Raw genomic sequence first — 22,388 nt, forward strand, 5'->3', positions numbered from 1 at the left:
TATGACGATAATCCCGGGGCGCTATTATCGTCAACATGACGCGAACTGAGTTCTCCGTCACGGTGGATCTGGTGCTGCTGACGATCCGGCAGGCCGCGCTCCAGGTGATGCTCGTGAGCCGTGGCATCCCGCCCCACCAGGGGCGGTGGGCGCTACCCGGCGGATTTGTGCACGGCGACGAGGATCTCGGCGAGGCGGCGGCCCGGGAGTTGCGCGAGGAGACCGGGCTCGACCCGCGCGACGGATACTTCGAACAGCTCGCCACCTACGGGCGGCCGGGCCGGGATCCACGCGGCCGGGTGGTCACGGTGGCGTATCTGGCACTGCTGCCGGACCTGCCGACACCGGTCGCCGGCAGCGACGCGGCGGGCGCGGCCTGGCGTCCCGTGGACGAGGTGCGCGGCGACCTGGCCTTCGACCACGACGAGATCCTGGCCGACGGGATCGAGCGGGCCCGGTCCAAGCTGGAGTACACGCCGCTGGCCACGGCGTTCTGCCCGCCGGAGTTCACCGTGGCGGATCTGCGGGCGGTTTACGAGACGGTGTGGCGCGTTCGGCTGGATCCCCGGAATTTCCACCGCAAGGTGACCGGCGCCGACGGTTTTGTGGAACCGGCCGGCGGCACCGTGATCAGAGACCGGGGCCGCCCCGCACAGCTCTACCGCCGCGGCCCGGCCACGTCCCTGCACCCACCGTTGATGCGAGAGCCGACCAGACCCCCGGACCAGCGGCCCGACGGCAGGCGCACATCCTGATCATCGTTCCGGCAGTTCGATCGCGTTGGCTGCCCGGTGGATCGGCTCGATCACCTTGGCCATCAGACGGTCCCGGCCGGGCAGGTGCGCCATCAGCCTCAGCATCACCATCGACATGCGAACCTGACCACGGGTGCGCATCACCATGCGCTTGATGTTCGCCGGCCCCAGCTCCTGATTGCGAAGAGCGAAGGGCCGCATCCTTTCCTCGTACGCCAGGAAAGCGGTCGCAAGGTCCCCGAGGGCAAAGCCAGAAGCGGCCGCGCCACGAGAAGCGGCGGTGGAGACGGAGTCGGAAGCGGTCGCGCCACCAGAAGTGAAGGCGACGTCGGGAGCGGCCACCGAACCAGAAACGGTGGCCGTGGCGGAGTCGGCAGCGACCGCAAAACCGGAAGCGGCGACGGAGGCGGAGTCGGAAGTGGCCGCGGAGTTGGAAGCGGTGGTGGAGGTGGAGTTGGAAGTGGCCGCGGAGTTGGAAGCGGTGGCGGAACCGGAACCGGAAGTGGCGGTGGAGGCGGTGCGGGCCGCAGCTGCGGCGGTTGCCAGTTCGTGGGCCAGGAGGTAGCCGCCGACCAAGGCCAAGCTGGTGCCCTGGCCGGAAGCCGGTGACGCGCAGTGTGCGGCATCGCCGAGGAGTACCACCCGCCCGGTCGACCACCGCTCCATGTGGACCTGCGCGATCGCGTCGCAGTAGAAGTCGGGCGTGTCGTCGAGGCCGTCGAGCAGCCGCGGAACCTCCCAACCCTCCGCGGCATAGGCCCGGCGCAACGCCGCCTTCTGCGTGGCCGGATCACGACTTTCCACTGAGCCGGCGGGAGTGTCGCCCTTTCGTGAACCTGCCGGATCGCCGACCTCACCAGTTCCGGTGCTGACCTCTCCTGAGCCGGTGCCGATCTCTCCTGAGCCGGTGCCGATCTCTCCTGTCCCGTCGCTGACCTCTCCTGAGTCGGTATCGACCTCTTCTGAGCCGGTGTTGGTGAACAGGAACATCGCTTTGAGGGTGGCGTCGCGTGCTGTGCTGTAGACGAGAGCGGTGCGGCCCGGGCTGATGTAGGTCAGTTCTTCGCGGTCCAGTTTCAGATGGTTGGGCACGCTGAAGATGGCTATGCGATGGCCCAGGTCGCGGATGAAGTGTTCCTCGGGGCCGAACGCCAGTGCACGGGTCACCGAATGTGTCCCGTCCGCGCCGACCACCACGTCGAACTCCTCGACCCGGCCGCTCGCGAACGTCACCCGGCTGTCGTCGAGCGCGACGATCGAATCTCCGAACCGGTAGTCGGCGCTCTCCCGGGTCAGCTCGAACAGCACCCGCAGCAGATCACCGCGCAGCACCTCGGCGTCGTCGTGGACCCGGCCACCGAACGTGTCCGCGTCCATCGACGCGACCCGCTTGCCGGTGGTGTCGACCACCGAACCGGTGCGCACGTCGGTCCGCAACCGGCGCAACTCGTCCAGGATCCCCATCGAGCGGACCACGTCGAGGGCGGCGCCCCGAATGTCCACCTTGTAGCCGCCGACCCGGATCGCCGGCGCCTTCTCGACGACGGTCGGGGTGATGCCGTGCCTGGTCAGCCAGTGGGCGAGGGTGAGCCCGGCAACGCCGGCGCCGGAAATCAAAACCTTCATGCCCGGAACGGTACGGCCGTATCAGACGACTGTGCAATACGTTTGTATAAGACATATGTGCAAGACGTTTGTCTCAGACGGCGCGTAAGGTGAAAGCATGGGAAACCGGGAAGATCTGCTCGATGCGGCCAAGCGATGCCTGTACGACAAGGGCTATGCCCGCACCACCGCCCGCGACGTGGCGGCGGCGGCCGGGGTCAGTCTCGCGGCGATCGGCTACCACTTCGGTACCAAGGAGTTGCTGCTCAACGCCGCGCTCCGGCAGGCCCTCGAGGAGTGGGGCGACGACCTGGCCCGGGTGCTGAACACCGACCACGAAGAGACCCCCGCCCCGGGAACGCGAGACCCGGCGACGCGCGGCCCGGCGATGGCGGACTCAGGGTCGGCAGGATTAGCCCTTCCCGGCGCGGGCGCAACCGACCTCGGATCGGACGGGGCGGTGGCCAACGTGCGGATGACCGGCGCGGCGAGGGTCGGCGCGGGGGTGGGTGGGGCCGGGGCGGCGGAGCGGTTTGCGGTTGCCTGGGACAAAGTTATTGCCTCGTTTGTTCGGAACGAGGCTTTGTGGGCTGTGCAGTTCGAGATCATTGCGCACCTCGACCGTACGCCGGAATTGCGAACTGCTTTTTCCCAAGCCGGTAGTCAAGCTCGGCTCGGGCTGGTGGAGCTTTTTCAGGTCGTGGTCCCGGCGGGACTGGAAGAGGCGGCCGGGACGCTGCTGCAAGCCATGCTCGGCGGGCTGGCCGCGCAGTGGCTGGTCGATCCGCGTAGCGCCCCCACCGGCGCGGAACTGGTGGGAGCGCTACTGGCGATCGCGGAGGGGCTCACCGCGGGATCACCCGCGGAGGGGCCCACGACAAAATCGCCTTGAGGTCCGCAGGGTGTTACCGAGGAACAAGAGGTTCCGCCGGGTGCTACGGAACAACAAGAGGTTCCGCAAGGTGCTCACGAAATAACACCCTGAGGTTCGCGAGGACCTGCGAGAGAGGTGGCGAGGGCTACGACACCAGGGGCTTGAGGGCCGCCCCGACATGCGAGACGAAACCGGGGCGGTGGCCGTTTCGGGGGAGGTTGATGGTGATGCCGTCGATTCCGGCGTTCAGGACGCGCTCCTGGATCTGCTCGGCCACCTGGTCCGCCGTACCGAGAATGGTCCGGTTTCTGCGGTCCTCGGGGATCTGGGATCCGAGTTCCTTCACCTCCTGCTCGTCCTCGCCCACCAGGCCCATCACCAGGTAGCTGGTGGCCAGGGTCGCCGGGTCGCGGCCGATCTCCTCGCAGCGCTGGCGCAGCACCTGCACCTTGCGCGACAGGTCATCCGTGTCGCAGATGATGTTCATGTGGTCGGCGAACCTGGCGGCCAGCCGGAACGTCTTCTGCTCGCCGCTGCCGCCCAGCATGATCGGGATGTTCGGCCGGACCCGCGGGTTGTTCATCGCGCCGCGGGCGGTGTACCACTTGCCGTCCAGCACGCCGGGCTCGCCCTTCAGCATCGGCGTGATGATCTGCAGTGCCTCGTCGAGGCGTTCGAACCGCTGGCCGAAGGTGCCGAACTCGAAGCCCATGTCGTGGTGCTCGCGTTCGAACCAGCCGGCGCCGATGCCGAGGATCGCCCGGCCATGCGAGACCACGTCGAGAGTCGTGACGGTCTTCGCGAGAAGGGCCGGATTGCGGTACGTGTTACCGGTGACCAGTGTCGACAGTTGGATGGTCGACGTGCCACCGGACAGTGCCCCGAGGGTCGTGTACGCCTCGAGCATGGCGTTCTCCGGGGCTCCGATCCCGGGCAGTTGATAGAAGTGGTCCATCACCAGCACGGTGTCGAAGCCGGACGCCTCGGCCTCCTTGGCCTGCGCCAGGACGGTGTCGAAGAGGGTCTCGACCGGCCCGGGGTAGGTGTAGTTCGGAATCTGGTAACCGAGTCTGATGGTCACGATGTCTCCGATGTAAGAGGGCTATCACTTGCTAATGTAAGAGCCTACTCACATGGAGGCAAGCGTGTCGGCGAATCGGGCCTACCACCACGGTGATCTACGGGCCGCGTTGATCACGGCCACTTTCGAGCTTCTCGCCGAGCAGGGTCTGCAGAAGTTCTCGGTCGCCGCGGTGGCCCGCCGGCTCCAGGTCAGTTCGGCCGCGCCCTACCGGCACTTCCCCGATCGTGACCACCTGCTGGCCGCCGTGTCGGGGGTCGCCGCCCGCGAGCTGAACTCCGCTGTCGCCGAGGCCGCCGGCGCCGCCGGCCCCGACCCGGGCGACCGTCTCGCCGCGGCCGCCGGCGCCTACGTCCGGCACGTGTACCGCACCGGCGCCGGTCTCCCGGTGATCTACGCGGCCGGGCTGTCCCGGATCGAGGACGACGGCCGCCAGCAGCACACCCGCGCGCTGATGGCGACCCTGATGGACCTGGCCGCCGCCACCGGCACCCCCGACCAGCGGGAGACGTTGCTGCTGGTGGAGGCGACCATCGCGGTGGCGCACGGCTACATCGCGCTGTTCGCCGACGGCTTCTTCACCCGCGGTCATCACAGCGCCGACGACATCGCCGCCCGCGCCATCGAGGCGGCCCGCACCCTGACGAAGTGAAGTTCAGGGTGCTCGTGACCCGCGGGCGTTCTCCTGCTCGACCAGGGCGTCCAGATCGGACAGCCGGCGCAGGCCCCGCAGCGGCTGCCCCATCCGGTGATTGCCGGCCAGCCGCGGTTCGTTGCGGGCCAGGAAGTGCCAGTACCCGGCGGTGTACGGGCAGGCCGAGCTGCCGACGCGGGACCGTGGGTCGTACCGGCAGCCGGAGCAGTAGTCGCTCATCCGGTTGATGTAGGCGCCCCCGGCCGCGTACGGCTTGGTGCTCATCCGTCCACCGTCGGCGTACTGGCTCATCCCGATCACGTTGGCCGTCATCACCCACTCGTAGCCGTCGACGAAGTTGCGGTGGAACCAGTCGGCCATCGCCGCCGGGCGCCAGCCCCGCTGCATCGCGTAGTTGCCCAGCACCATCAGCCGCGGGATGTGGTGCACCCAGCCCCGGTCCCGGACCCCGGCCAGCACATCGGACAGGCACCGGGCCTCGACGGCGTCGGCGTCCAGGGTGGCGAACCACTTCGGCAGCCGCCCACCGGCGCCCAGTTCGTTCGCCGAGCGGTAGCGGGGTTCGAAGTACCAGTACAGGTGCCAGACGAAGTCGCGCCAGCCGAGGATCTGCCGGATGAACCCCTCGGCCCCGGCCAGCGGCGCCCGCCCGGCCCGGTAGGCGTCCTCGACCGCGGCGATCACCTCCACCGGATCGAGCAGTCCGAGATTGATCACCGGGCTGAGCATGCTGTGCGCCATCCACGGATCCCCGGCGAGCATCGCGTCCTCGTGCGGGCCGAACTCCGGCAGCCGGTGCTCGACGAAGTGCCGCAGCCGGGCCAGCGCCTCGTCCCGGGTCACCGGGAACAGACGGGGCCCGTCCCGGCCGGTGAACTCGATGCCCTCGGCCTGCCAGCGATCGAGGTCCGCGCGTACCTCGTCGTCGATCTCGTCCTCGATGATCTCCGGAGGGCTGGGGACGTCGAGCCGGTCCGCACCTTTCGGGGGTGGTTCGCGGTTGTCGGCGTCCAGGTTCCAGCGGCCACCGGCCGGTTCGGCGCCGTCCATCAGCACGTCGTGCCGCTGTCTGGCGAACCGGTAGAAGTCCTCCATCCGCAGGTGGTCCCGGCCGTCCGCCCAGGTGGTGAAGTCGCGGGGCGCGGTGACGAAGCCGCGCGGCGGCAGCATCTCGACATCAGGCATCCGGCGCACCAGGTCGCGGGCCGCCCGGGACGTCGGATGGCACACGGTGACCGGTTCGCCGACCGCCTCGCGGTACGTGCCGGCCCGGATCAGCCGCACGTCGCCGTCGCGGGCCCGGTGCCGCAGCGCGGACAGGATCAGGTGCGCCTTCTGCCGGTGGAAGGCCCGCCGCCGGAACGCCGCCTTCGACTCGACCAGCAGCACCGGCTGGCCGGGATCGTCGAGAAAGTGCGGGCCGAGTTGGTCGGCGAACAGCCAGCGACGTGTCATCCCCACATCGTCACCCCGGAACACCTTCAGGATTGCGTTTTCCTGACCGACATTGAGGGTCCGGCGGCGTGACCGCCGACGGATCGGGGGAGTGACGACGTGCAGACAGAGACGTTCGTGCCGTGGCAGCCGGCCGACGCCGACATCGCGGTGGTGGAGCGGATGCTGAACCTGGTCCGGTCCCATCTCGGGGTCGAGGTGGCCTGGGCGTCGACGCTCACCCCGGATCAGCAGACGATCTGGTCGGCGACCGGCGAGGTCGCGGCGATGGAGATCCCGATCGGCGAGGCGCTGGACGGGCGGGGTTCGTACTGTGCGCGGGTCCTGGCCGGCGTCATCCCGGCGGCGATCCCGGACGCCCGGCTGCACCCGGTCACCCGCGACCTCCCGGTGACCCGGGAACTGCACCTCGGGTCGTACGCCGGGGTGCCCTGGCGTGGCCCGGACGGCGCGGTGGCCGGCATGGTCTGTGCGGTCAGCCGGCAGCCCGACCCGTCGCTCGACGAGCAGGCGCTGCGGTACATGGCCCTGATCGCGGACGTGATCAGTGATCACATGAGCAGCCCGCTCGCGGTCCAGCGGCATGCGGCGGCGTCGGTCCGCCGCATCGTGCAGGGGGTTCTCGACGCCCAGTCGGTGCGGATGGTCTTCCAGCCGATCATGCGGATCAAGGACGGGGCGATGCTCGGGTACGAGGCCCTCGCCCGTTTCGACCCGAACGACTTCGCCGGCCCCGACAAGGCGTTCGCCGCCGCGTCGCGGTGCGGTCTCGGCGTACCGCTGGAGCTCCTGGCTCTTCGCCAGGCCCTGTGGCGTCTGCCGGACCTGCCGCCGGACGGCTGGCTCGCGGTCAACCTGTCCGCCGAGGCGCTGCTCGACCCGCACGTCCGTGACATCCTGCTGCTGCACGCCGAGCACCGTCTGGTCATCGAGGTCACCGAGCACACCCAGGTCGGCGACTACGAGCAGCTCGGCGAGGCGCTGGCCCGGCTGCGGCAGGCCGGGGTGCGGCTCAGCGTCGACGACGCGGGCGCCGGATACGCCAGCCTCCAGCACATCCTGCGGTTGCGCCCGGACCTGATCAAGCTCGACATGAGCCTGGTCCGGGGTGTCGACACCGATCCGGTCAAGGCGGCGCTGGCCCGCTCGCTGGCCGGTTTCGCCGCTCAGATCGGCGCCGAGTTGGTGGCCGAGGGTATCGAGACCGAGTCCGAGCTGGCCTGCCTCATCGACATCGGCGTCACCTACGGGCAGGGCTACCACCTGGGTAAACCCGCCGAGTTGTGCTGACCGGTGGGATGATTCAACCCTCGAGGGGCGGGTACTCGGCCCTCACAGGGGGTAGTCATGAAATCGATTCTTCTCGTGACGATGCTGGCCGGTGCCGGGCTGTCGATCGCCACGCCGGCGCAGGCCGAGACCACGTGCGGTCCGGCCAAGAACGTCGAACTGAGCACACCCGGCTTCGACACCGATCTGTCCGTGACGCTGTGTGTCACGCACGGTTCACTGGACGTCGGGGCCTACGCGATCGTCAACTGGAAGGACGGCGGCAGCGGCGGCGACGACGGCAACCGCAAGTTCGACTCGCTGCTGATCCACTACCAGCTCCAGGCGTACGACGAGGTTCTGGCCAGCGGCTCGTGCAACCTGTCCGGGCGGGTCAACGGCGCGGAGAAGGGCACCCGGGCCTGCAAGACCGTCTACCCGCAGACGTCCCGGGCGGGTGGCCTGAACGCGCGCGGCTACGTCGACTACAACGTCGACCGCGACGGCCTCGGGACGAAGCGGTTCGACCTCGTTCCGACGCCGTTCGTCACCAGCTGAGGCGTCACCTGTCGCTCCCGCCGTGGTCGAGCCACGCCGACACCGACGGCATCGCCAGCAGCAGCACCGCGACCAGGTGCAGCAGCGCGGCGACGACGGCGCCGGTGATGGTCACGGTCGCGAAGACGCCGCCGGCGCCGCCGGCCTCCCGGCCGGCCTGGTCGACCAGCACCGCGAAACAGAACGCCGCCGGTGCCATCGCCAGCGACGTGATCAGGCCGAGCACGTAGGCGGAGGCCCGGTAGGCCCGGCTGCCGGCCAGCCGGGCCATCAGCGTGCAGCCGAACACCACGACCTGCACGATCGCGGTGCCGCCGGCCAGGATCGTGGCCAGGGTGAGGTAGCTGGTCAGCTGCTCACCGTCGCCCGCACGTGGGCTGATCGCGGTGTACGCCGCCACCGACAGGTTGATCGCGGTGGCCAGCCCGAGCAGGACCACCGCCACGGTGATCGTCCGCCGTCCCCGCGGCGACCGGCCGGGATCCCGGTGGCGGCTGACGAACTCCCGCGCGGCCGGCATCAGCAGGATCGTCGCGCTGATGGTGAGCGCCGCGTAGTACAGCACCGCACCGGTGATGGACAGCACCCCCGCCACGATCTCCAGCGGTTGCACCCGCCGGACCCGGGAGACGCCGATCAGCATGGCCGTGGCCAGCGCGAGGACCGCCGTCGTGGCGGCCGGCCCGAGCGACCACAGCACCGCCCGGGCACCGCCCCGCCCGGCCGCGGCCCGCGACACCGCCCGGGACATCAGCACCAGCGGTGAACCGAGCACCGCGAACAGCGCCACCAGGGCGAGGGTCTCGCCGGGTTCGCCCCGCTGCAGCCCGTCCGCGACGATCAGCCCGAGGAAACTACCGACATGCAGCAGGCCGCCGGTCAGAGCGAGCCAGAAGATCCCATGAACGAACGTCATCTCCGCCGGTACGCCGGGAGCGGCGCTCGGTGGCGGCCCGGTCACCGGGGGCCGGCCGGAAAGCTGATCGAGGGGCGACGGCATGCGGTAGTCCTACCGGATCACCGGCGCTCGCGGCGACCCCGAGTGACCGGGTCCTCAACACCGGCCCCATAAGGTTCGCCGGATGAACTCATGGGCGCCGCTACGGCAACCGGTCTTCCGCATGCTGTGGCTGGCCGTGCTGGCCGGCAACGTCGGGACCTGGATGCAGACCGTCGGAGCGCAGTGGCGGGTCGTGCACGAACCGGATGCCGCCACCTGGGTCAGCCTGGTGCAGGCCGCCACCACGGCGCCGGTGCTGTTGCTCGCGCTGCCGGCGGGCACCCTCGCCGACGGGCTGGACCGGCGGCGCCTGTTGCTGGGCGTACAGCTGGGGCTGTTCGCCGTGGCGGCCGGCCTGGCCGTGCTCACCCACCTGGATCTGGTCGGACCTCCGCTGTTGTTGCTCTTCACCTTTCTGCTCGGGGCGGGGCAGGCGCTGACCCTGCCGTCCTGGCAGGCGCTGATCCCGGAGATCGTGCCGCGTGATCAGCTGGCCGGCGCGTCGGCGCTCGGGGCGGTCAACACCAACCTGGCGCGGGCCGCCGGGCCGGCCGCCGGTGGCCTGATCGTCGCCCAGGCCGGTCCGGCCGCGGTGTTCGCCCTCAACGCTGTTTCGTTCGCGGTGTTCGCGCTGGTCCTGGCCCGGTGGCGACGGGTGGCGCCACCGCCGCCGCGCCGCCCGGAACGGTTCGGGCCGGCCTTGCACGACGGCACCCATTACGTGCGCTACTCCGGCGATGTCCGTCGCATCCTCGGGCGGGTGCTGCTGTTCGTCCTGCCCGGCAGCGTGATCTGGAGCCTGCTGCCGCTGGTCGCCCGCCAGGGACTGGGCATGGGCGCGGACGGGTACGGCATCCTGCTGGCGGCGCTGGGCGCGGGCGCGGTGGCCGGCGCTCTGCTGATGCCGAGGGTGCGGGAGCTGCTCAGCCCGGACCGGCTGATCATCGGGACCGGTGCCGTCTATACGACCGCCCTCGTGGTGATCGCTCTGGTGCCGCGGGTGGCCGCGGTCGTCGCCGTGCTCGCCGCGGCCGGGCTGGCCTGGATGATGCTGGTGTCCCGGATGAACGCCGCCATGCAGCTGGTCCTGCCGAACTGGGTCCGGGCCCGGGCTCTCGCCGTCTACCAGGTGGTCTTCGCCGGCAGTCAGGCCGTCGGCGCGCTGGTCTGGGGGCAGGTCGCCTCGGCCTTCGGCCTGCGTGCCACGTTCCTCGCCGCGGCGTCGCTGATGGTCACCGGCCTTCTTCTGGTACGGGTGTGGCCGGTCCAGCCCCGGGAGGACCGCGACACCGACCCGGCCGTGTTCTGGCCCGAACCGCACCTGCTGACCCAGCCGGGTCTCGACCAGGGGCCGGTGCTGGTGCAGGTGACGTACCGGGTGACCGCCGAGGACGCGGCCGCCTTCACCGCCGCCCTGCTGGAGCTGCGCGAGTCGCGGTTGCGCACCGGTGCCACCCGCTGGGGCATCTTCCGGGATCCCGCCGATGCGGAGGTGATCGCCGAGGCGTATCTGGTGCCCACCTGGGAGGAGCATCTGCGCCAGCACGAGGGGCGCCTGACCGGCAGCGACGAGGCGGCCGAGGAGCGGGTGCGGGCGCTGGCGGCCGGCCCGCCGGTGATCAGTCATCTGCTGGGCATTCCGTGACCGGTCAGGTGGTGAGGGCGGGTGGGACCTCCAGGTCCTCGGATTTGTAGAGGGCCACCAGCGCGGCCGGGTCGCCCCCGGCGCAGGTGGTGGCGACCGTGTCGATCAGGTGGTCGTAGTCGGCGCCGGTACGGCCCTGGTAGGAGGCGTCCATCCGGCCCCACTCGTCCCACGGCAGGGTCTCCACCCGGTTCAGGGCGGCCAGGTCGCGGACGGCGTTGCCGCGGATCTCGGCGGGGCCGAAGTTCTCCGTCCCGTGGACCCCGAACCGGGTGGCGTCCAGCCGGCCCGCCCGGAACGCGGCCCACGCCTCGCCGCCGGTCAGGAACTGGCCGGGCACCAGGGCCTCGGGGTTGGCGAGCACGGACAGGCCCATCGCCTCGGGATCGGCCCGCACCCAGTCGGTGCTCGGCAGCCGGTACTCCACCACCCAGTGGTCCAGGCCGAAGCCGGGCTGGAAGTAGGTGGCGAACCCGCAGCGGGCCCGCGCCGCGATGCCCCGGTGACGCAGCAGGGCGCAGGTCAGGACGGCGAAATGGCGGCAGGTGCCGATCACCCGCTGTTCGGCCGGCCGGCCGGCGGCCAGCGGCGCCGGGTCCAGGGTGAGCAGGACGCGGATCAGGCTGGCGGCGGGGCGGAGCTGGTTCTCCGAGAACCGGCCGGGTGGCAGGTCGAGCTGGCCCGCGTCGGTCGGCTGGATGACTAGCCGGTGCGCCAGGGCGCAGACGGCGACCGGGTCCTCGGGCAGATCGTCGAGGGCGGCCCGGTGCACGGTGCCGAGGTCGGTCAACGGCCCGGCTGCTGCGTAATCGATCCCCGTCATCACCGCATCGTAGGCGCGTTCCGGCCGGTCAGACCGGCACCGTGAGGCCGCTTTCCGGGGCGGGACGGCAAAGTCTCAGGGGGCGTTACGACGAATCGGGCCGCCGGCTTGGCTCCGGCGGCCCGATTCGATCACTTCTTCTTGTCCTTCTTGGACTTCTTGTCCTTCTTGGACTTCTTCGACTTCTTCGCCATGGCAGCCTCCTCGGGTACCGCTGGGTTCTTCCGGTCCGATCCTAGGCGTGAAGATGACTGACGGTCGCCGTTTGGCTACGCCGAGTTAGTACGTCGTTCATCGGCTCGCCGCGACCGGGGCAAACCTTGCGAGCCGGGCACAAAACGGCTTGGGTGGGCGTACCGGATGATCGTGGAAAGGGTGGTGACCATGCGGCCTTCCGTCCGATGGCGGCAACTTCTGGACGAGCGGGTCGACGAGGCGGTCACCTACCTGGGGCGTGCTCCCGGGGTGTCCGGGTTCCTGATCGGGGGCAGCATCGGGCGGGGTGAGCCGTGGCCGATGTCCGACATCGATCTGCTGCCGGTCTATCCCGGTGACACGCCACCGGACGGCCCGCCGCCCGCTCTCGATCAGCGCCGGGCCGACCTGGTCGACTGGTGGACCGGCTCCGGGCGGGCCCAGGCGCTGGATCTGGCCCGGCTCTGTTTCACCGTCGGCGAGATCGGCCCGGCGATGCGGGGCGGGCCGGAGTGGGTCGCCGGGCGGATGGGCGAGCACCGCTGGTTCCACGGTTCCGACAAGGCGTACGGCGCCCGTCCGGTGGTCAGCGGCGACGATCCGGCCGATGCGGTGATCGGGGAGTTCGCCGAGTGGCTGACCGGGGTGCGGTTCCACCCGGCGGTGGTCGCGGCCCGGCTCACCGAGTGGCGACGGCAGGCGGAGGTCGCCTGGGCGGAGGCCGACCGGCTGCAGGGCGAGGACCCGGTGACCGCTACCTACCATCTGCGCGAGTCGGCCCGGGCGTACCGGATGATCCTGATCGAGGGGTGGGGTGACCGGCTCGGATCAATGGGACGGGAGTGGACCCGGTTCGAGCGGATGGCTGCCGGGAACGGGCAGGCCGACCTCGCCGGGCGGGTCGCGGTGCTGGCCGGGGCGGACGCCCGGGACGCCGCGGACCGGGCCCGGATCGCCCCGATCTGGCTGCGGGAGCGGATCGGGTTCTGCTGGGCCGCGCGCCGGGAGGTGGGCGAGGACGTCACTGAGGAACAGAACGCGCGCGACCAGCTCGCCGCGTACACCCTGCACGTGGTCCGCAAACGGCCCGAACTGGACGGACCGTGGACCGCGAGCCCCGATCCGCTGCTCGGCCGGCACCTGACCGAACTGCGTCAGTTGCTGACCGCGTCCTTGTCGTAACCGAGCTTGTCCATCAGATTGCCGGTGGCCCGGGCGAATTCCCGGGTCAGGTCGTCGTCGAAGTGGTTGCGCCAGTCGCCGGACTGCCCCTTGCGGTAGTGCGAGACGGCGCCCGCCTTCTTCCGGTCGTTCATCCGGTCGAAGCTGTACTTCTCCAGCAGAACGGTCAGTTCCGGGCGCGGCACCGCGATTCCGCAATGCCGCATCAGCGCTTCCATCTCGTCGAGCTGGTGCTCGCCGGTCAGATCCTCGTAACGCACCAGCCGCACCTTTTCCGACGGCGGCGCGTCGACCCAGGAACGGACCGCGTTGAACATGCCCTTCTTCGCGAGATGGTCGATCAGATGGAGCATCCCGTCCTTCTTCGACTTCTCCCGTAGGATTGCCCGGACTTCGAGCACGTCGCCCATCGGGGTGTGCGAGTCACGGGTCGAGAAATAGCTGGAGACGACGAGGTCGCGCGGGTCGCGGTAGATGAAGAATGCGCGATGGGCGTCGGGTTTCGGCATCTTGCTGAACCGCTTGTACGGGAAGTAGAGCGACAGGCCGATCCGGTTCGGCGGGACGACCCGCGGATCCTTCCAGCCGTAATAGCGTGGATCGTAGGTGACCAGGCCGGAATGCCGGTAGACGATCGGGTCGCTGAACACCGACTTCACCCATTGGCTGGCGGTCTTGCGAACCGCGCAGTGATAGATGTTCACCGACTCGCAACGGTTTGTCACCGGAACCGTCAGGCGGAGGCGGGCGTTGTGCGCCTCCAGTTGCGCGCGGCGGGCGATCACGCGCACGGAATCGGGGGAGTGCTGCTTGGCGAACATCATCGCGCGATTGAACATCGTCAAAGTCCCAATTCCTGCCAGGCGGAACGGCGCGCAGGCAGCGCGCACGCCGTCGTGCGTTAGTGCACTTTACAAGAACATCGAGACTGTTACGAGAGTGTCTCGTCTTGCAGCGCGCTTCCAGGCTGTGAAAAGGCTTGGGCGGAGCTGAGAAGGGGTGCCGGTTCGCGCTCCCGCAAAGCCGCCCTACCAGCTCAAACGATCGAGCCCGGTGAACGTGACGGCCGCCGTGAAGCTGAAAGGATTCACAGTTAACCGGTGTTGCGGGACAATCTCGCCGCCGTCAACGACCGATATTCGCGATGAATCGGCCCACGGTGGCCGGGTCGGTGGGCAGCACGAGGGCCCAGGCGTTGCTCCCGCGGGCGATGTCCAGGCGGATGGTGCTGTGCTCCCACTCCCGGTTGCGGGTGAACACCTCGGCGTAGGAACCGCCGCCTGTCGCGTCCCACTCGCGCAGCACCCCGACCGGCCGCCGGGCCGGGTCGTCCTCCCGGACCACCACCGAGTAGCGGAAGGCGATGCCGCTCTCCCGCTGCCGCCGGATGCGGGCGGCGTCCGCCGCGTCGATCGGCTGGAGTCGACAGTCGACCTCGCCGGCCGCGATGCGGTCCAACAGGGTCGTCCACTCCCAGGCGGCGTCCTCGTTGAGACGGGTGATCCCGTGCGGCCCGGCGCCCTCCAGCACCCGGATCACGGTGACCGGGTCGCGCACGTCGTGCCGGTCGTCGACGACGGCGAAGTAGCGCTTCATCACTGAAGCGTCCCAGACGGGTGACCGATGGTGAACCGGCCGGGGCCGGTGCTGGTACTCCCAGCCGGAGCCGTCGAAAAGGCCGGAGCCGTCGAAAAGGCGGAAAGGCGGGAGTCGCTGATCGGAGGGTGCGGTGCCGTTTCCTGACAACGCCCTGGAGGCGGTGCTGCTCGACGTCTGGCGGGGGATGGTGTCCCCGGAGGCGCTGCTGGTGGCGGTCGCCGACCATCCGGTGTGGGTACCGCTGCCGGACCAGGGCCCGCCGCCGGTGCTGCTGATCGACGCCGAGCCGTACGTCGCCGTGTTCACCTCGGTGGAGCAACTCACCGTGGCCGGGGCGGGGGATCTGCAGCGGCTCCGGATCGACGGTCGCCGGTTGTCGCTGCGTACCGGCAAGGGAACGGGTTTCGCGGTGAATCCCGGATGCCGGGTCGGGATGCCGCTGCCGGCCGTCGCGGTGGACCGGCTGCGGGCCGAGCGGCCGGCCCCGGGACGCCGGGTGCGCCTGGACATCCCGCGGCCGCAACCCCGGGAGCTGATGAATGCGCTGATCGCCGAGTTCCACCGGACACCGGCCGTGCTCGAGGCCCGGATCGTGTTGAGCACCGTCGACGACGAACCGGGCACCCTCGTCGTCGGGATCCGGCCGGACCGCGGTGTCGCCGGCTGGCTGCCGGACGCGCGCGCGGCGGTGGACCGGGCCACCCGGACCATCCTGCTCGCCTACACCGTGGACGGTCTCTTCCTCGACGAGCCGGGCAGCGTCGTGAACTGGATGATCCAGAAAACCGAGCCCTTCTATGTCCGGTGGTAGATCGGTGTTTCGGAGCCGATACCGGTTGAACTAGGCTGACCTCTCATCGGATCGTCCGAAAACCTTTTCGAATGCGTAGTTTCGAAAGTGTATTGAGAAGGAAAAATCCTTGTCACGAGCCACCCTTCGAGACGTCGCCAAACTGGCCGGCGTCTCGGTCGCGACCGCCTCCAAGGCGCTCAACGGCCAGCCGCAGGTGCGGGCGGAGACCCGGGAACGTGTCGTCCGTGCCGCCGAGCAGCTCTCCTTCTCGCCGAACACCCTGGCCCAGGGCCTGATAACCCAGCGCAGCGGTACGGTCGGACTGCTCACGTCCGACCTGGAGGGCCGGTTCTCCATCCCGATCCTGATGGGCGCCGAGGACGCGTTCGGCTCCGACCAGACCTCGGTGTTCCTCTGTGACGCGCGCGGCGACACGATCCGGGAGAAACACCACCTGCGGGCGCTGCTGTCCCGGCGGGTCGACGGGTTGATAGTGGTCGGCGCCCGCCCGGACAGCCGGCCGTCGCTGGGGGAGCTGCCGATCCCGGTGGTGTACGCGTACGCGCCGTCCGACGATCCGGGCGACATCTCGCTGGTCACCGACAACGTGGGCGGTGGGCGTACCGCGGTGGACCATCTGATCCGCTGTGGCAGGCGCCGGATCGCGCACATCACCGGTGACCCCGGTTACAGCGCCGCCCAGGACCGGGCCCGCGGCGCCCTGGACCGGCTCGCCGAGGAGGGCCTGGAGCTGTCCGGCGGCGAGGTGTGGTTCGGCATGTGGTCCGAGGCGTGGGGCCGCGGCGCCACCCGGATGCTGCTCGACCGCGACCCGGGCGTGGACGCGATCTTCGCCGGTTCCGACGAGATCGCCCGCGGTGTCCTGGACGTGCTGCACGAGGAGCGCATCGACGTGCCGTCACAGGTCGCGGTGATCGGTTTCGACAACTGGAGCGTGCTGGCGGCGAACTCACGGCCACCGCTGACCACCATCGACCTCAACCTGGAACAGCTGGGCCGGATCGCCGCCCAGCGCCTGTCCGCCGCGATGGAGGGTCACCCGGCCTCCGGCGTGGAGACCTTCCCGGTCCGCCTGATCACCCGCGAGTCGACCGCCCCGCTGCGCTGAGGGACCGAGCGGATCGCGGCCAGGACCAGCAGGATCCACATCAGTCGCGCGTCGAAGTAGTCGCCGGAGAACAGGCAGGTGGCGCCGATGAAGATGCCGCAGTAGGCGGCCGTCCGGGCCTCCGGGGTCCGCAGCGCCCTCGGGGTCCGGGCGTACGCCCGCCACAGTCCGAACCAGGCCAGCCCCAGCAGGGTCAGGCCGGCGAAACCGCCCTCGGCCGCCACCGACAGCGGCAGGTTGTGCACGTACCGCTCGCCCTCGCCCAGGTCGGCGATGGCGTGGAAACCGTTCAGGCCGGTGCCGATCAGCGGGTGCTGCCAGAACAGGCGCAGCGCCCACGCGAACAGCACGTCCCGGTCGGAGGTGTAACCCTGCCCGACGGTGGCCTCCACGAACCGGGACTGAACAAAACCGGCGATCGTCGGGCCGGCGGTCACCGCGAGCACCACCGACAGCACCAGCAGCAGACCGGCCGGGCGGGCCAGCCGGTCCCAGCGCGGGCGGGGCCGGATGGCCAGCAGCGCGACACCGGCGGTGACGGCGAGCGCGGCCATGCCGCCCCGGGAGCCGGAGGCGATGGCGCCGAACAGGAAGCCGGGGATCGGCACCAGCCAGCGCAGCCGGTCGCCGGAGCGGATGTAGAGGTAGAGGCTGGTCAGGACGCCGAGGATCATCACGCGTACGAACACGTTGGGTCCTCCGCCCAGCGCCGCCCACCGCCCGCCCGGCGCGTGCCCGCGGCCCGTGCTCGCCGCCAGGAGGTAGACCCAGGCGGCGGCGTGGAAACAGCACAGCGTGACCCGGGTGACGTGCTCGCTGTCCCAGCGGGCCATCACCAGGTAGACGACGACCAGGAACGCGGTGGCGGCGATGTCTCCGGACATCGGCCCGGTGACCGCGTGCGACGGTGCCCAGGTGACCGACAGCAGTTGGTAGCCGAACAGGCCGAGGATCGGCAGGACGCACCAGGTGCCGGTGGCCGCGCGCGGGCCCATCCGGTGCGACTCCAGCATCAGGCACAGCAGCAGCCCGATGTAGAGCGGCACCCGCACGTCGTCGAGGATCGGCACGTCCAGGCCGATCCGGGTCAGCACGAACCGGCCGGCCAGCGCGGCCACGAACGCCAGGATCACCACCAGGCCGGGCCGGTTCGTCGACTGGTTCACGTGGTCAGGGCCCGTTCGACCAGGGACACCGAGCGGATGCCGAGGACCGTCGCGGCGGCGGCCATCGCGGCCAGGGCGGCGTACTCCGGGGACAGCACCGTCATCGCGGCGTGGGTGAGCAGCACCTGCAGGGTCAGGCAGCCGAGCAGCAGCCGGTTCAGGCGTGGTGGTTCGGGCAGGGCGTCCAGGGTGGGGCGGGCGGCGTAGAACATCGCCAGGGGGACGGCGGCGAAGATGCCGACGTGCAGGACCCGGACCGCGGCGTGGAACTCCGGGCCGAGGAAACCGCGGATCAGGTACGGCGCGGCCAGGGCGATCGTGACCGCGGCGACCGCTGCCAGGGCTCCGGCCAGCACCGGCAGCGAGGTGAGGATCCGCAGGGTGTGCCCGTCGTGGCCGGAGCGGTGGAACATCCGGCTGAGCCGGGGCAGCAGCACCGGCGACAGGGTGCCGAACAGCGAGCAGATCAGGGTGATCGCCGAGGTCACGAACCCGACGTACCCCGCCTCCCCGCCGCCGGGCCGGGCCGCCGCGACCACGAGCGTCGGGTAGGTGAACAACGCGGGCAGAGCCATGTCCGCGGGCAGGCGTTTGGCACCGTACGACAGCAGGTTGATGAAGGTGGGTTCGGGTTTGCCGGGGTGTGGCACGGTGCGGCCGCGGACGGTGAGCATGCCGGCGACCGCGACCACCGCCGCACCCGCACCCTGCAGGATCAGGAACCGCTCGACACTGTCGGTCATCTGGATGGCGGCCAGCGGGACGAGCCCCAGACCGGCTCCGGCGACCACGTTGGCGTGCACCACCTGATGGGTGCCGCGCAGCGCGGCGACCGTCACCGTGCACAGGCAGGTGCCGGTGAGCAGCACCATCGTCGCGACGACCGACGAGGCGCCACCGGGCAGCCCGAGGAACCGGTCGGCCCACGGGGAGAGCGCCACCCCGGCCAGCGCGAACACCCCGGCGGCCCCGGCCTGGACGGCGAAGGCGCTGCGGGCCGTCCGCTCGGCGCCGGCGCTGGTGCTGATGCGCGGCAGGTAGCGCTGCAACCCCTGCACCAGACCGCCGGTGGCCAGCGGCTGGAAGGTGCTGACCACCCCACGGGCGATCTGGTAGTACGCGAAACCGCCGACCCCGCCGACCGCGGCCACCAGGTGGAACAGGAACAGCCCGGCGCCGAGGACGAACCACTGCACCAGGGTGGTGGCCACGTAGTCGCGGGCCAGCGCCCGGATCACACGGCGGCGGTCACCTACGGACATGCGCCAGATCGAGCGGCACCGCCCGCCGGAGCATCTCGCCGGACCGCCGGTACCCCAGCAGCGTGACCGCGGTCAGCACCAGGATCCGCAGGTCGGTGCGGAAGCCGCGGTGCTCCACGTAGGCCAGGCCGAGTGCGATCTTGCCGGGGCGGATCAGTTCGTCGTACGCCCGGTCCACGTCGTCGTGCCCGGCCAGGATCGTGCCCTCGTCGTGGAAGACGATCGACGCCCAGTCGGTGACGCCGGGCCGCACGTCCAGCAGCCGCATCTCGTCCTCGGTGTAGCGGCTCACGTCCGAGGCCACCTGGGGGCGCGGGCCGACCAGGCTCATGTCCCCGGTCAGCACGTTGACCAGCTGCGGCAGCTCGTCGAGTTTCCAGCGGCGCAGGAACGCCCCGGTGCGGGTCAGACGCGGGTCGTCGTCGGCGGTGGACGGGCCGCCCAGCCGGGACGCGTCGACGACCATGCTGCGGAACTTGAGCATCGCGAACGGTCTGCCGTACCGGCCGATCCTGGTGCCGCGGTAGAGGACCGGGCCGCCGTCCTCGCGGTGGATCATCCAGGCGGCCGCGGCGGCGATCGGGGTGGTGGCGAGCAGCGCGGTCGCGGAGACGGCGATGTCGAGGGCGCGCTTGGCCCTTGATTCCGGCTTTTTCACCGGTGAATCGGACAGAATGTATTTGTAGATCCGTGATGCCGTGCCCCGGTGAACCTCGGTGCTTCCGGCCGCGACCGCGCCGGACTTCTCGTAGAACCCGATCGCCCGGGTCTGCCGCTCCCCGGTGACGACCTTGACCGCCGGCACCTTCTTGACCGCGAACCACTCCATCAAGCGCTCGAACAGCCGCTCGGCGACACCCCGCCCCCGCAACGACGGCACCACCACGAAGTTGACGATCTCCGCGGCCGGCAGCCCCGGCGGCGCCGACGACGGGTAGGCGAGCGTCTCCAGCATCCGGAACATCCGGGCCGGGCTCAGCAACCGGGGCAGCACCATCGGCACCGCCGTCGGCCAGGACCGCCGCGCGAACTCACCGAACAGCGCGCCGGTGTCCACCGCGCCGCAGATGTAGCCCAGCGGCTCGCCGGACGGCACCGACTCGGCCACCAGCAGGATCGCGTGCGGGCTGGACGCCAGATGCCGGTACAGCATCCGCAGCACCGGCTCGCCCATCGACGACAGGAACCCGTCCGGCACCTCGTCGATGTGCATCCGGGCGACCGCGCTGATCCGGCCGGGACAGAACGGGCCGGCGACGATCCGGAACTGTTGTTCAGGCATGAGCGCCCACCGGGCGCAGCTCGGCGAGCAGGTCGGCGGCCCGGCCGATGGAGTCCCGGCGGGTCGCGGCCCGCACCGGCAGGGTGACCACGTGCGCGGCGGCCCACTCGGCGTTCGGGCAGGAGCCGGCGACGTACCCGGCCCGGGCCAGGTCGACACCGGACAGCGGATGCACCGGGGTGGCGAACCAGTCGCTCAGCTCCAGCCCGGCGGCGGCCGCCGCCAGCAGCGCCTCCTGCTTGTCGGCGACCACCGCCGGGAACTTCAGCGGCACGCCGGGCACGACCCGGTGCAGTTCGATCTCGTACGCGTCGGTCAGCTCCCGCCGCCGTTTCAGTTCGGCCCGGCCCGTCGCGATCCGGGCGGCCAGCCGGCTGCGGGTGCCCTGGCTCATCCGCCAGCCGTACTCCGCGCTGGTCCGGGGATCCGGCGCGTACGAGCCGACGACCAGCCCCATCCCGGACAGCTGCCGGTACAGCGACCGCATCCGCCACACCACCCCGGCCCGGTCCGCGGCCCGGAACGCCAGGTACTCGGCGTCCGTCATCAGCTCCCGTGACTCCGGCGGCGCGGTGTACCGGGCGTAGTGCTCCCACATCACGTCGGCGAGTTCCGGATCGTGCACGACCGCGCTGCCGCCGATCCCGGCCACCACCGGTTTGCCCCACTCGAACGAGTAGAACGCGGCGGCGCTGCGCGACGTGTCGATCAGGCCGGGGGTGACGTGCGCGCAGTCCTCGATGATCGGCACGTCCACGTCGATCTCCTCGACCGGGACCGGGATGCCGAACGTGTGCTGCACGATCACCGCCCTGGTGCGGGAGGTGACGGCTTCGGCGATCAGGTCCGGGTCGGGGCCGAAGGACTCCCGGTCGATGTCGACGTACACCGGTTTCACGCCGAGGCGCAGCAGCGGTTCGACCACGGCGGCGCAGGTGTAGGCCTGCAGGATCACCTCGTCGCCGGCTTTGACCCCGAGCCCCTGCAGGATCGCGTGCAGGGCGACCCGTCCCCGGTGGTAGTGCAGCACTGTGCTCATCGTTTGCCTCCCCGTCGGTCGAGGACGGCCCGGATCGAGCCGATCCCGTAGATCACGTGTGTGGCCAGGAAGACCGCGGGCAGTGCCGCGGCCAGGGCGGGATCCTTGCGCCGGCGCGCCTCCCGGGCGGCGAACCCGAGGGCCGCCGCGCCGTAGGCGGCCAGGACCGCGCCGGTGAGCCGCCGGGCGGTGCGGCCCACCCGCGGCAGCGGCGCCAGCGCGGCCCCGGCTGCCAGGGTCAGCACGAACCCGGCCGGTACGACGTTGCGCCACGACCCGATCCACCGCCCGACCAGCCGGCTGGCCTGGAACGGCCAGTAGCCCGCCTCGAACGTCCACGCGCAGAACTCCCGCAGATCACTGCGCGCGTAGTAGGTGCAGGTGATGTCCGGCAGCAGCAGGATCTGCCCGCCGGCCGCCCGCAGCCGCTGGTTGAACTCGCGGTCCTGGGCGCGGGTCAGCTTCTCGTCGAAGAGCCCGATCCGCTCGAACACCGACCGCCGGTAGCAGCCGCCGAACACCGTGTCGACCCACTGCGGTTCGGCCGCGCCGGTCCGGTAGCGGGAGTTCCCGGCGCCGAACACGCTGGTGGTGGAGACGGCGATGGCCCGGCCCAGCAGGGTCTCGTCGCGGGCCCGGGACAGCCGGATCCCGCCGACGTTGTCCGCGCCCGGGTTGTCCAGCAGGCCGCGCACGCAGCGTTCCAGGTAGTCCGGCGGATAGTCGGCGTGCACGTCCAGCCGGATGATCACGTCGCCGCGGGCCCGGCGGATGGCCCGGTTGAGCCCGGCCGGTTTGCTGTGGCCCGGGTTGTCGACCAGGAACACCCGGTGGTCGCGGGCCGCGTACCGGCGTACCACCTCGCGGGTGCCGTCGTCGGAGTATCCGTCGGCGAGCAGGATCTCCATCCGGTCCGCCGGGTACGTGTTGCCGAGCACCGAGTCGAGGAATCCGGCGATGAACCGGACCTCGTTCCAGCACGGGATCACCACGCTGAGGAAGGGCATCTGCATGTCCGGTC

Annotated in this window: 21 protein-coding genes; 9 read left to right on the forward strand and 12 right to left on the reverse strand. The window is 70.6% G+C overall.

The features are described 5' to 3' along the window. The first annotated feature begins 35 nt into the window (after window positions 1-35). Window positions 36-755, forward strand: coding sequence for an NUDIX hydrolase (locus tag Aco03nite_RS40560; RefSeq protein ID WP_203806184.1), 720 nt, complete (start codon window positions 36-38; stop codon window positions 753-755). Here the strand turns inward: Aco03nite_RS40560 and Aco03nite_RS40565 are convergent, their stop codons facing one another. Next, entirely contained in the window at window positions 756-2,381 is a 1,626-nt protein-coding gene (locus Aco03nite_RS40565) for an FAD-dependent monooxygenase (protein WP_203806186.1), read from the reverse strand. A 97-nt stretch (window positions 2,382-2,478) separates the two neighbouring features. Here Aco03nite_RS40565 and Aco03nite_RS40570 point away from each other — a divergent pair, with 97 nt between their 5' ends. Beyond that, the gene (locus Aco03nite_RS40570; protein WP_203806188.1) at window positions 2,479-3,252 is read left to right on the forward strand and encodes a TetR/AcrR family transcriptional regulator; all 774 of its coding nucleotides are present in this window, start codon (window positions 2,479-2,481) and stop codon (window positions 3,250-3,252) included. Between the two features lie 127 nt (window positions 3,253-3,379). Here the strand turns inward: Aco03nite_RS40570 and Aco03nite_RS40575 are convergent, their stop codons facing one another. After that, window positions 3,380-4,315, reverse strand: a complete 936-nt coding sequence (locus Aco03nite_RS40575) for an LLM class F420-dependent oxidoreductase (RefSeq protein ID WP_203806190.1) — start codon at window positions 4,313-4,315, stop codon at window positions 3,380-3,382. Between the two features lie 64 nt (window positions 4,316-4,379). Between Aco03nite_RS40575 and Aco03nite_RS40580 the strand changes: the two genes are divergently transcribed. Continuing rightward, window positions 4,380-4,967 (forward strand): TetR/AcrR family transcriptional regulator, encoded by a 588-nt coding sequence (locus Aco03nite_RS40580; RefSeq protein WP_239145849.1) that lies wholly within the window; start codon window positions 4,380-4,382, stop codon window positions 4,965-4,967. 3 nt (window positions 4,968-4,970) lie between these two features. Here the strand turns inward: Aco03nite_RS40580 and Aco03nite_RS40585 are convergent, their stop codons facing one another. Then, window positions 4,971-6,425 (reverse strand): cryptochrome/photolyase family protein, encoded by a 1,455-nt coding sequence (locus tag Aco03nite_RS40585; protein ID WP_203806194.1) that lies wholly within the window; start codon window positions 6,423-6,425, stop codon window positions 4,971-4,973. Between the two features lie 99 nt (window positions 6,426-6,524). Between Aco03nite_RS40585 and Aco03nite_RS40590 the strand changes: the two genes are divergently transcribed. Together Aco03nite_RS40590 and Aco03nite_RS40595 are read left to right on the forward strand one after the other, a co-directional pair. Then, window positions 6,525-7,715 carry a sensor domain-containing phosphodiesterase gene (locus tag Aco03nite_RS40590; protein WP_239145850.1) on the forward strand — a complete coding sequence of 397 codons (1,191 nt, stop codon included), beginning with the start codon at window positions 6,525-6,527 and terminating at the stop codon, window positions 7,713-7,715. Window positions 7,716-7,772: 57 nt separating this feature from the next. After that, the gene (locus Aco03nite_RS40595) at window positions 7,773-8,252 is read left to right on the forward strand and encodes a hypothetical protein (protein ID WP_203806196.1); all 480 of its coding nucleotides are present in this window, start codon (window positions 7,773-7,775) and stop codon (window positions 8,250-8,252) included. A gap of 4 nt (window positions 8,253-8,256) precedes the next feature. Here Aco03nite_RS40595 and Aco03nite_RS40600 read toward each other — a convergent pair whose 3' ends face one another. After that, a complete protein-coding gene (locus tag Aco03nite_RS40600) occupies window positions 8,257-9,252 on the reverse strand; it encodes a hypothetical protein (RefSeq protein ID WP_203806198.1) in 996 nt (331 codons plus the stop codon). 82 nt (window positions 9,253-9,334) lie between these two features. Between Aco03nite_RS40600 and Aco03nite_RS40605 the strand changes: the two genes are divergently transcribed. Further along, a complete protein-coding gene (locus Aco03nite_RS40605) occupies window positions 9,335-10,897 on the forward strand; it encodes an MFS transporter (RefSeq protein WP_203806200.1) in 1,563 nt (520 codons plus the stop codon). Between the two features lie 4 nt (window positions 10,898-10,901). On the opposite strand, the gene Aco03nite_RS40610 is transcribed toward Aco03nite_RS40605, so the two are convergent. After that, window positions 10,902-11,720: a transglutaminase-like domain-containing protein gene (locus tag Aco03nite_RS40610; protein WP_203806202.1), complete on the reverse strand. Its 819-nt coding sequence runs from the start codon at window positions 11,718-11,720 to the stop codon at window positions 10,902-10,904. Window positions 11,721-12,104: 384 nt separating this feature from the next. Between Aco03nite_RS40610 and Aco03nite_RS40615 the strand changes: the two genes are divergently transcribed. Then, entirely contained in the window at window positions 12,105-13,097 is a 993-nt protein-coding gene (locus tag Aco03nite_RS40615) for a nucleotidyltransferase domain-containing protein (protein WP_203806204.1), read from the forward strand. Here the strand turns inward: Aco03nite_RS40615 and Aco03nite_RS40620 are convergent. Continuing rightward, entirely contained in the window at window positions 13,070-13,936 is an 867-nt protein-coding gene (locus Aco03nite_RS40620; RefSeq protein ID WP_203806436.1) for a sulfotransferase domain-containing protein, read from the reverse strand. The genes Aco03nite_RS40615 and Aco03nite_RS40620 overlap by 28 nt on opposite strands. 286 nt (window positions 13,937-14,222) lie before the next feature. Next, window positions 14,223-14,693, reverse strand: a complete 471-nt coding sequence (locus Aco03nite_RS40625) for a hypothetical protein (RefSeq protein WP_203806206.1) — start codon at window positions 14,691-14,693, stop codon at window positions 14,223-14,225. Window positions 14,694-14,826: 133 nt separating this feature from the next. Here Aco03nite_RS40625 and Aco03nite_RS40630 point away from each other — a divergent pair, with 133 nt between their 5' ends. Further along, window positions 14,827-15,507: an enhanced serine sensitivity protein SseB C-terminal domain-containing protein gene (locus tag Aco03nite_RS40630; RefSeq protein ID WP_203806208.1), complete on the forward strand. Its 681-nt coding sequence runs from the start codon at window positions 14,827-14,829 to the stop codon at window positions 15,505-15,507. Window positions 15,508-15,616: 109 nt separating this feature from the next. Continuing rightward, entirely contained in the window at window positions 15,617-16,618 is a 1,002-nt protein-coding gene (locus tag Aco03nite_RS40635) for a LacI family DNA-binding transcriptional regulator (RefSeq protein ID WP_203806210.1), read from the forward strand. Here Aco03nite_RS40635 and Aco03nite_RS40640 read toward each other — a convergent pair. Genes Aco03nite_RS40640 through Aco03nite_RS40660 form a run of 5 tightly spaced genes read right to left on the reverse strand, consistent with a single transcriptional unit; the run spans window position 16,546 to window position 22,380 of the window. Then, on the reverse strand, window positions 16,546-17,784 hold the full coding sequence (locus Aco03nite_RS40640) for an O-antigen ligase family protein (protein WP_203806212.1): 1,239 nt from the start codon (window positions 17,782-17,784) through the stop codon (window positions 16,546-16,548). The genes Aco03nite_RS40635 and Aco03nite_RS40640 overlap by 73 nt on opposite strands. Beyond that, window positions 17,781-19,046, reverse strand: coding sequence for a lipopolysaccharide biosynthesis protein (locus Aco03nite_RS40645; RefSeq protein ID WP_203806214.1), 1,266 nt, complete (start codon window positions 19,044-19,046; stop codon window positions 17,781-17,783). The genes Aco03nite_RS40640 and Aco03nite_RS40645 overlap by 4 nt, the downstream gene beginning before the upstream one ends. Next, window positions 19,033-20,328: a GNAT family N-acetyltransferase gene (locus tag Aco03nite_RS53595; RefSeq protein WP_239145851.1), complete on the reverse strand. Its 1,296-nt coding sequence runs from the start codon at window positions 20,326-20,328 to the stop codon at window positions 19,033-19,035. The genes Aco03nite_RS40645 and Aco03nite_RS53595 overlap by 14 nt, the downstream gene beginning before the upstream one ends. After that, a complete protein-coding gene (locus Aco03nite_RS40655) occupies window positions 20,321-21,367 on the reverse strand; it encodes a DegT/DnrJ/EryC1/StrS family aminotransferase (protein ID WP_203806216.1) in 1,047 nt (348 codons plus the stop codon). The genes Aco03nite_RS53595 and Aco03nite_RS40655 overlap by 8 nt, the downstream gene beginning before the upstream one ends. Beyond that, a complete protein-coding gene (locus Aco03nite_RS40660) occupies window positions 21,364-22,380 on the reverse strand; it encodes a glycosyltransferase family 2 protein (protein ID WP_203806218.1) in 1,017 nt (338 codons plus the stop codon). The genes Aco03nite_RS40655 and Aco03nite_RS40660 overlap by 4 nt, the downstream gene beginning before the upstream one ends. Window positions 22,381-22,388: the final 8 nt, after the last annotated feature.

Source organism: Actinoplanes couchii, assembly GCF_016862075.1.
GTDB lineage: Bacteria > Actinomycetota > Actinomycetes > Mycobacteriales > Micromonosporaceae > Actinoplanes > Actinoplanes couchii.

What these genes read in the sequence shown, in the direction of transcription:
- Aco03nite_RS40560 (WP_203806184.1), top strand. Translation starts at nt 36, where the DNA reads ATGACGCGAACTGAGTTCTCCGTCACGGTGGATCTGGTGCTGCTGACG.
- Aco03nite_RS40565 (WP_203806186.1), bottom strand. Translation starts at nt 2,381, where the DNA reads ATGAAGGTTTTGATTTCCGGCGCCGGCGTTGCCGGGCTCACCCTCGCC.
- Aco03nite_RS40570 (WP_203806188.1), top strand. Translation starts at nt 2,479, where the DNA reads ATGGGAAACCGGGAAGATCTGCTCGATGCGGCCAAGCGATGCCTGTAC.
- Aco03nite_RS40585 (WP_203806194.1), bottom strand. Translation starts at nt 6,425, where the DNA reads ATGACACGTCGCTGGCTGTTCGCCGACCAACTCGGCCCGCACTTTCTC.
- Aco03nite_RS40595 (WP_203806196.1), top strand. Translation starts at nt 7,773, where the DNA reads ATGAAATCGATTCTTCTCGTGACGATGCTGGCCGGTGCCGGGCTGTCG.
- Aco03nite_RS40600 (WP_203806198.1), bottom strand. Translation starts at nt 9,252, where the DNA reads ATGCCGTCGCCCCTCGATCAGCTTTCCGGCCGGCCCCCGGTGACCGGG.
- Aco03nite_RS40605 (WP_203806200.1), top strand. Translation starts at nt 9,335, where the DNA reads ATGAACTCATGGGCGCCGCTACGGCAACCGGTCTTCCGCATGCTGTGG.
- Aco03nite_RS40610 (WP_203806202.1), bottom strand. Translation starts at nt 11,720, where the DNA reads ATGACGGGGATCGATTACGCAGCAGCCGGGCCGTTGACCGACCTCGGC.
- Aco03nite_RS40615 (WP_203806204.1), top strand. Translation starts at nt 12,105, where the DNA reads ATGCGGCCTTCCGTCCGATGGCGGCAACTTCTGGACGAGCGGGTCGAC.
- Aco03nite_RS40620 (WP_203806436.1), bottom strand. Translation starts at nt 13,936, where the DNA reads ATGTTCAATCGCGCGATGATGTTCGCCAAGCAGCACTCCCCCGATTCC.
- Aco03nite_RS40625 (WP_203806206.1), bottom strand. Translation starts at nt 14,693, where the DNA reads ATGAAGCGCTACTTCGCCGTCGTCGACGACCGGCACGACGTGCGCGAC.
- Aco03nite_RS40645 (WP_203806214.1), bottom strand. Translation starts at nt 19,046, where the DNA reads ATGTCCGTAGGTGACCGCCGCCGTGTGATCCGGGCGCTGGCCCGCGAC.
- Aco03nite_RS53595 (WP_239145851.1), bottom strand. Translation starts at nt 20,328, where the DNA reads ATGCCTGAACAACAGTTCCGGATCGTCGCCGGCCCGTTCTGTCCCGGC.
- Aco03nite_RS40655 (WP_203806216.1), bottom strand. Translation starts at nt 21,367, where the DNA reads ATGAGCACAGTGCTGCACTACCACCGGGGACGGGTCGCCCTGCACGCG.
- Aco03nite_RS40660 (WP_203806218.1), bottom strand. Translation starts at nt 22,380, where the DNA reads ATGCAGATGCCCTTCCTCAGCGTGGTGATCCCGTGCTGGAACGAGGTC.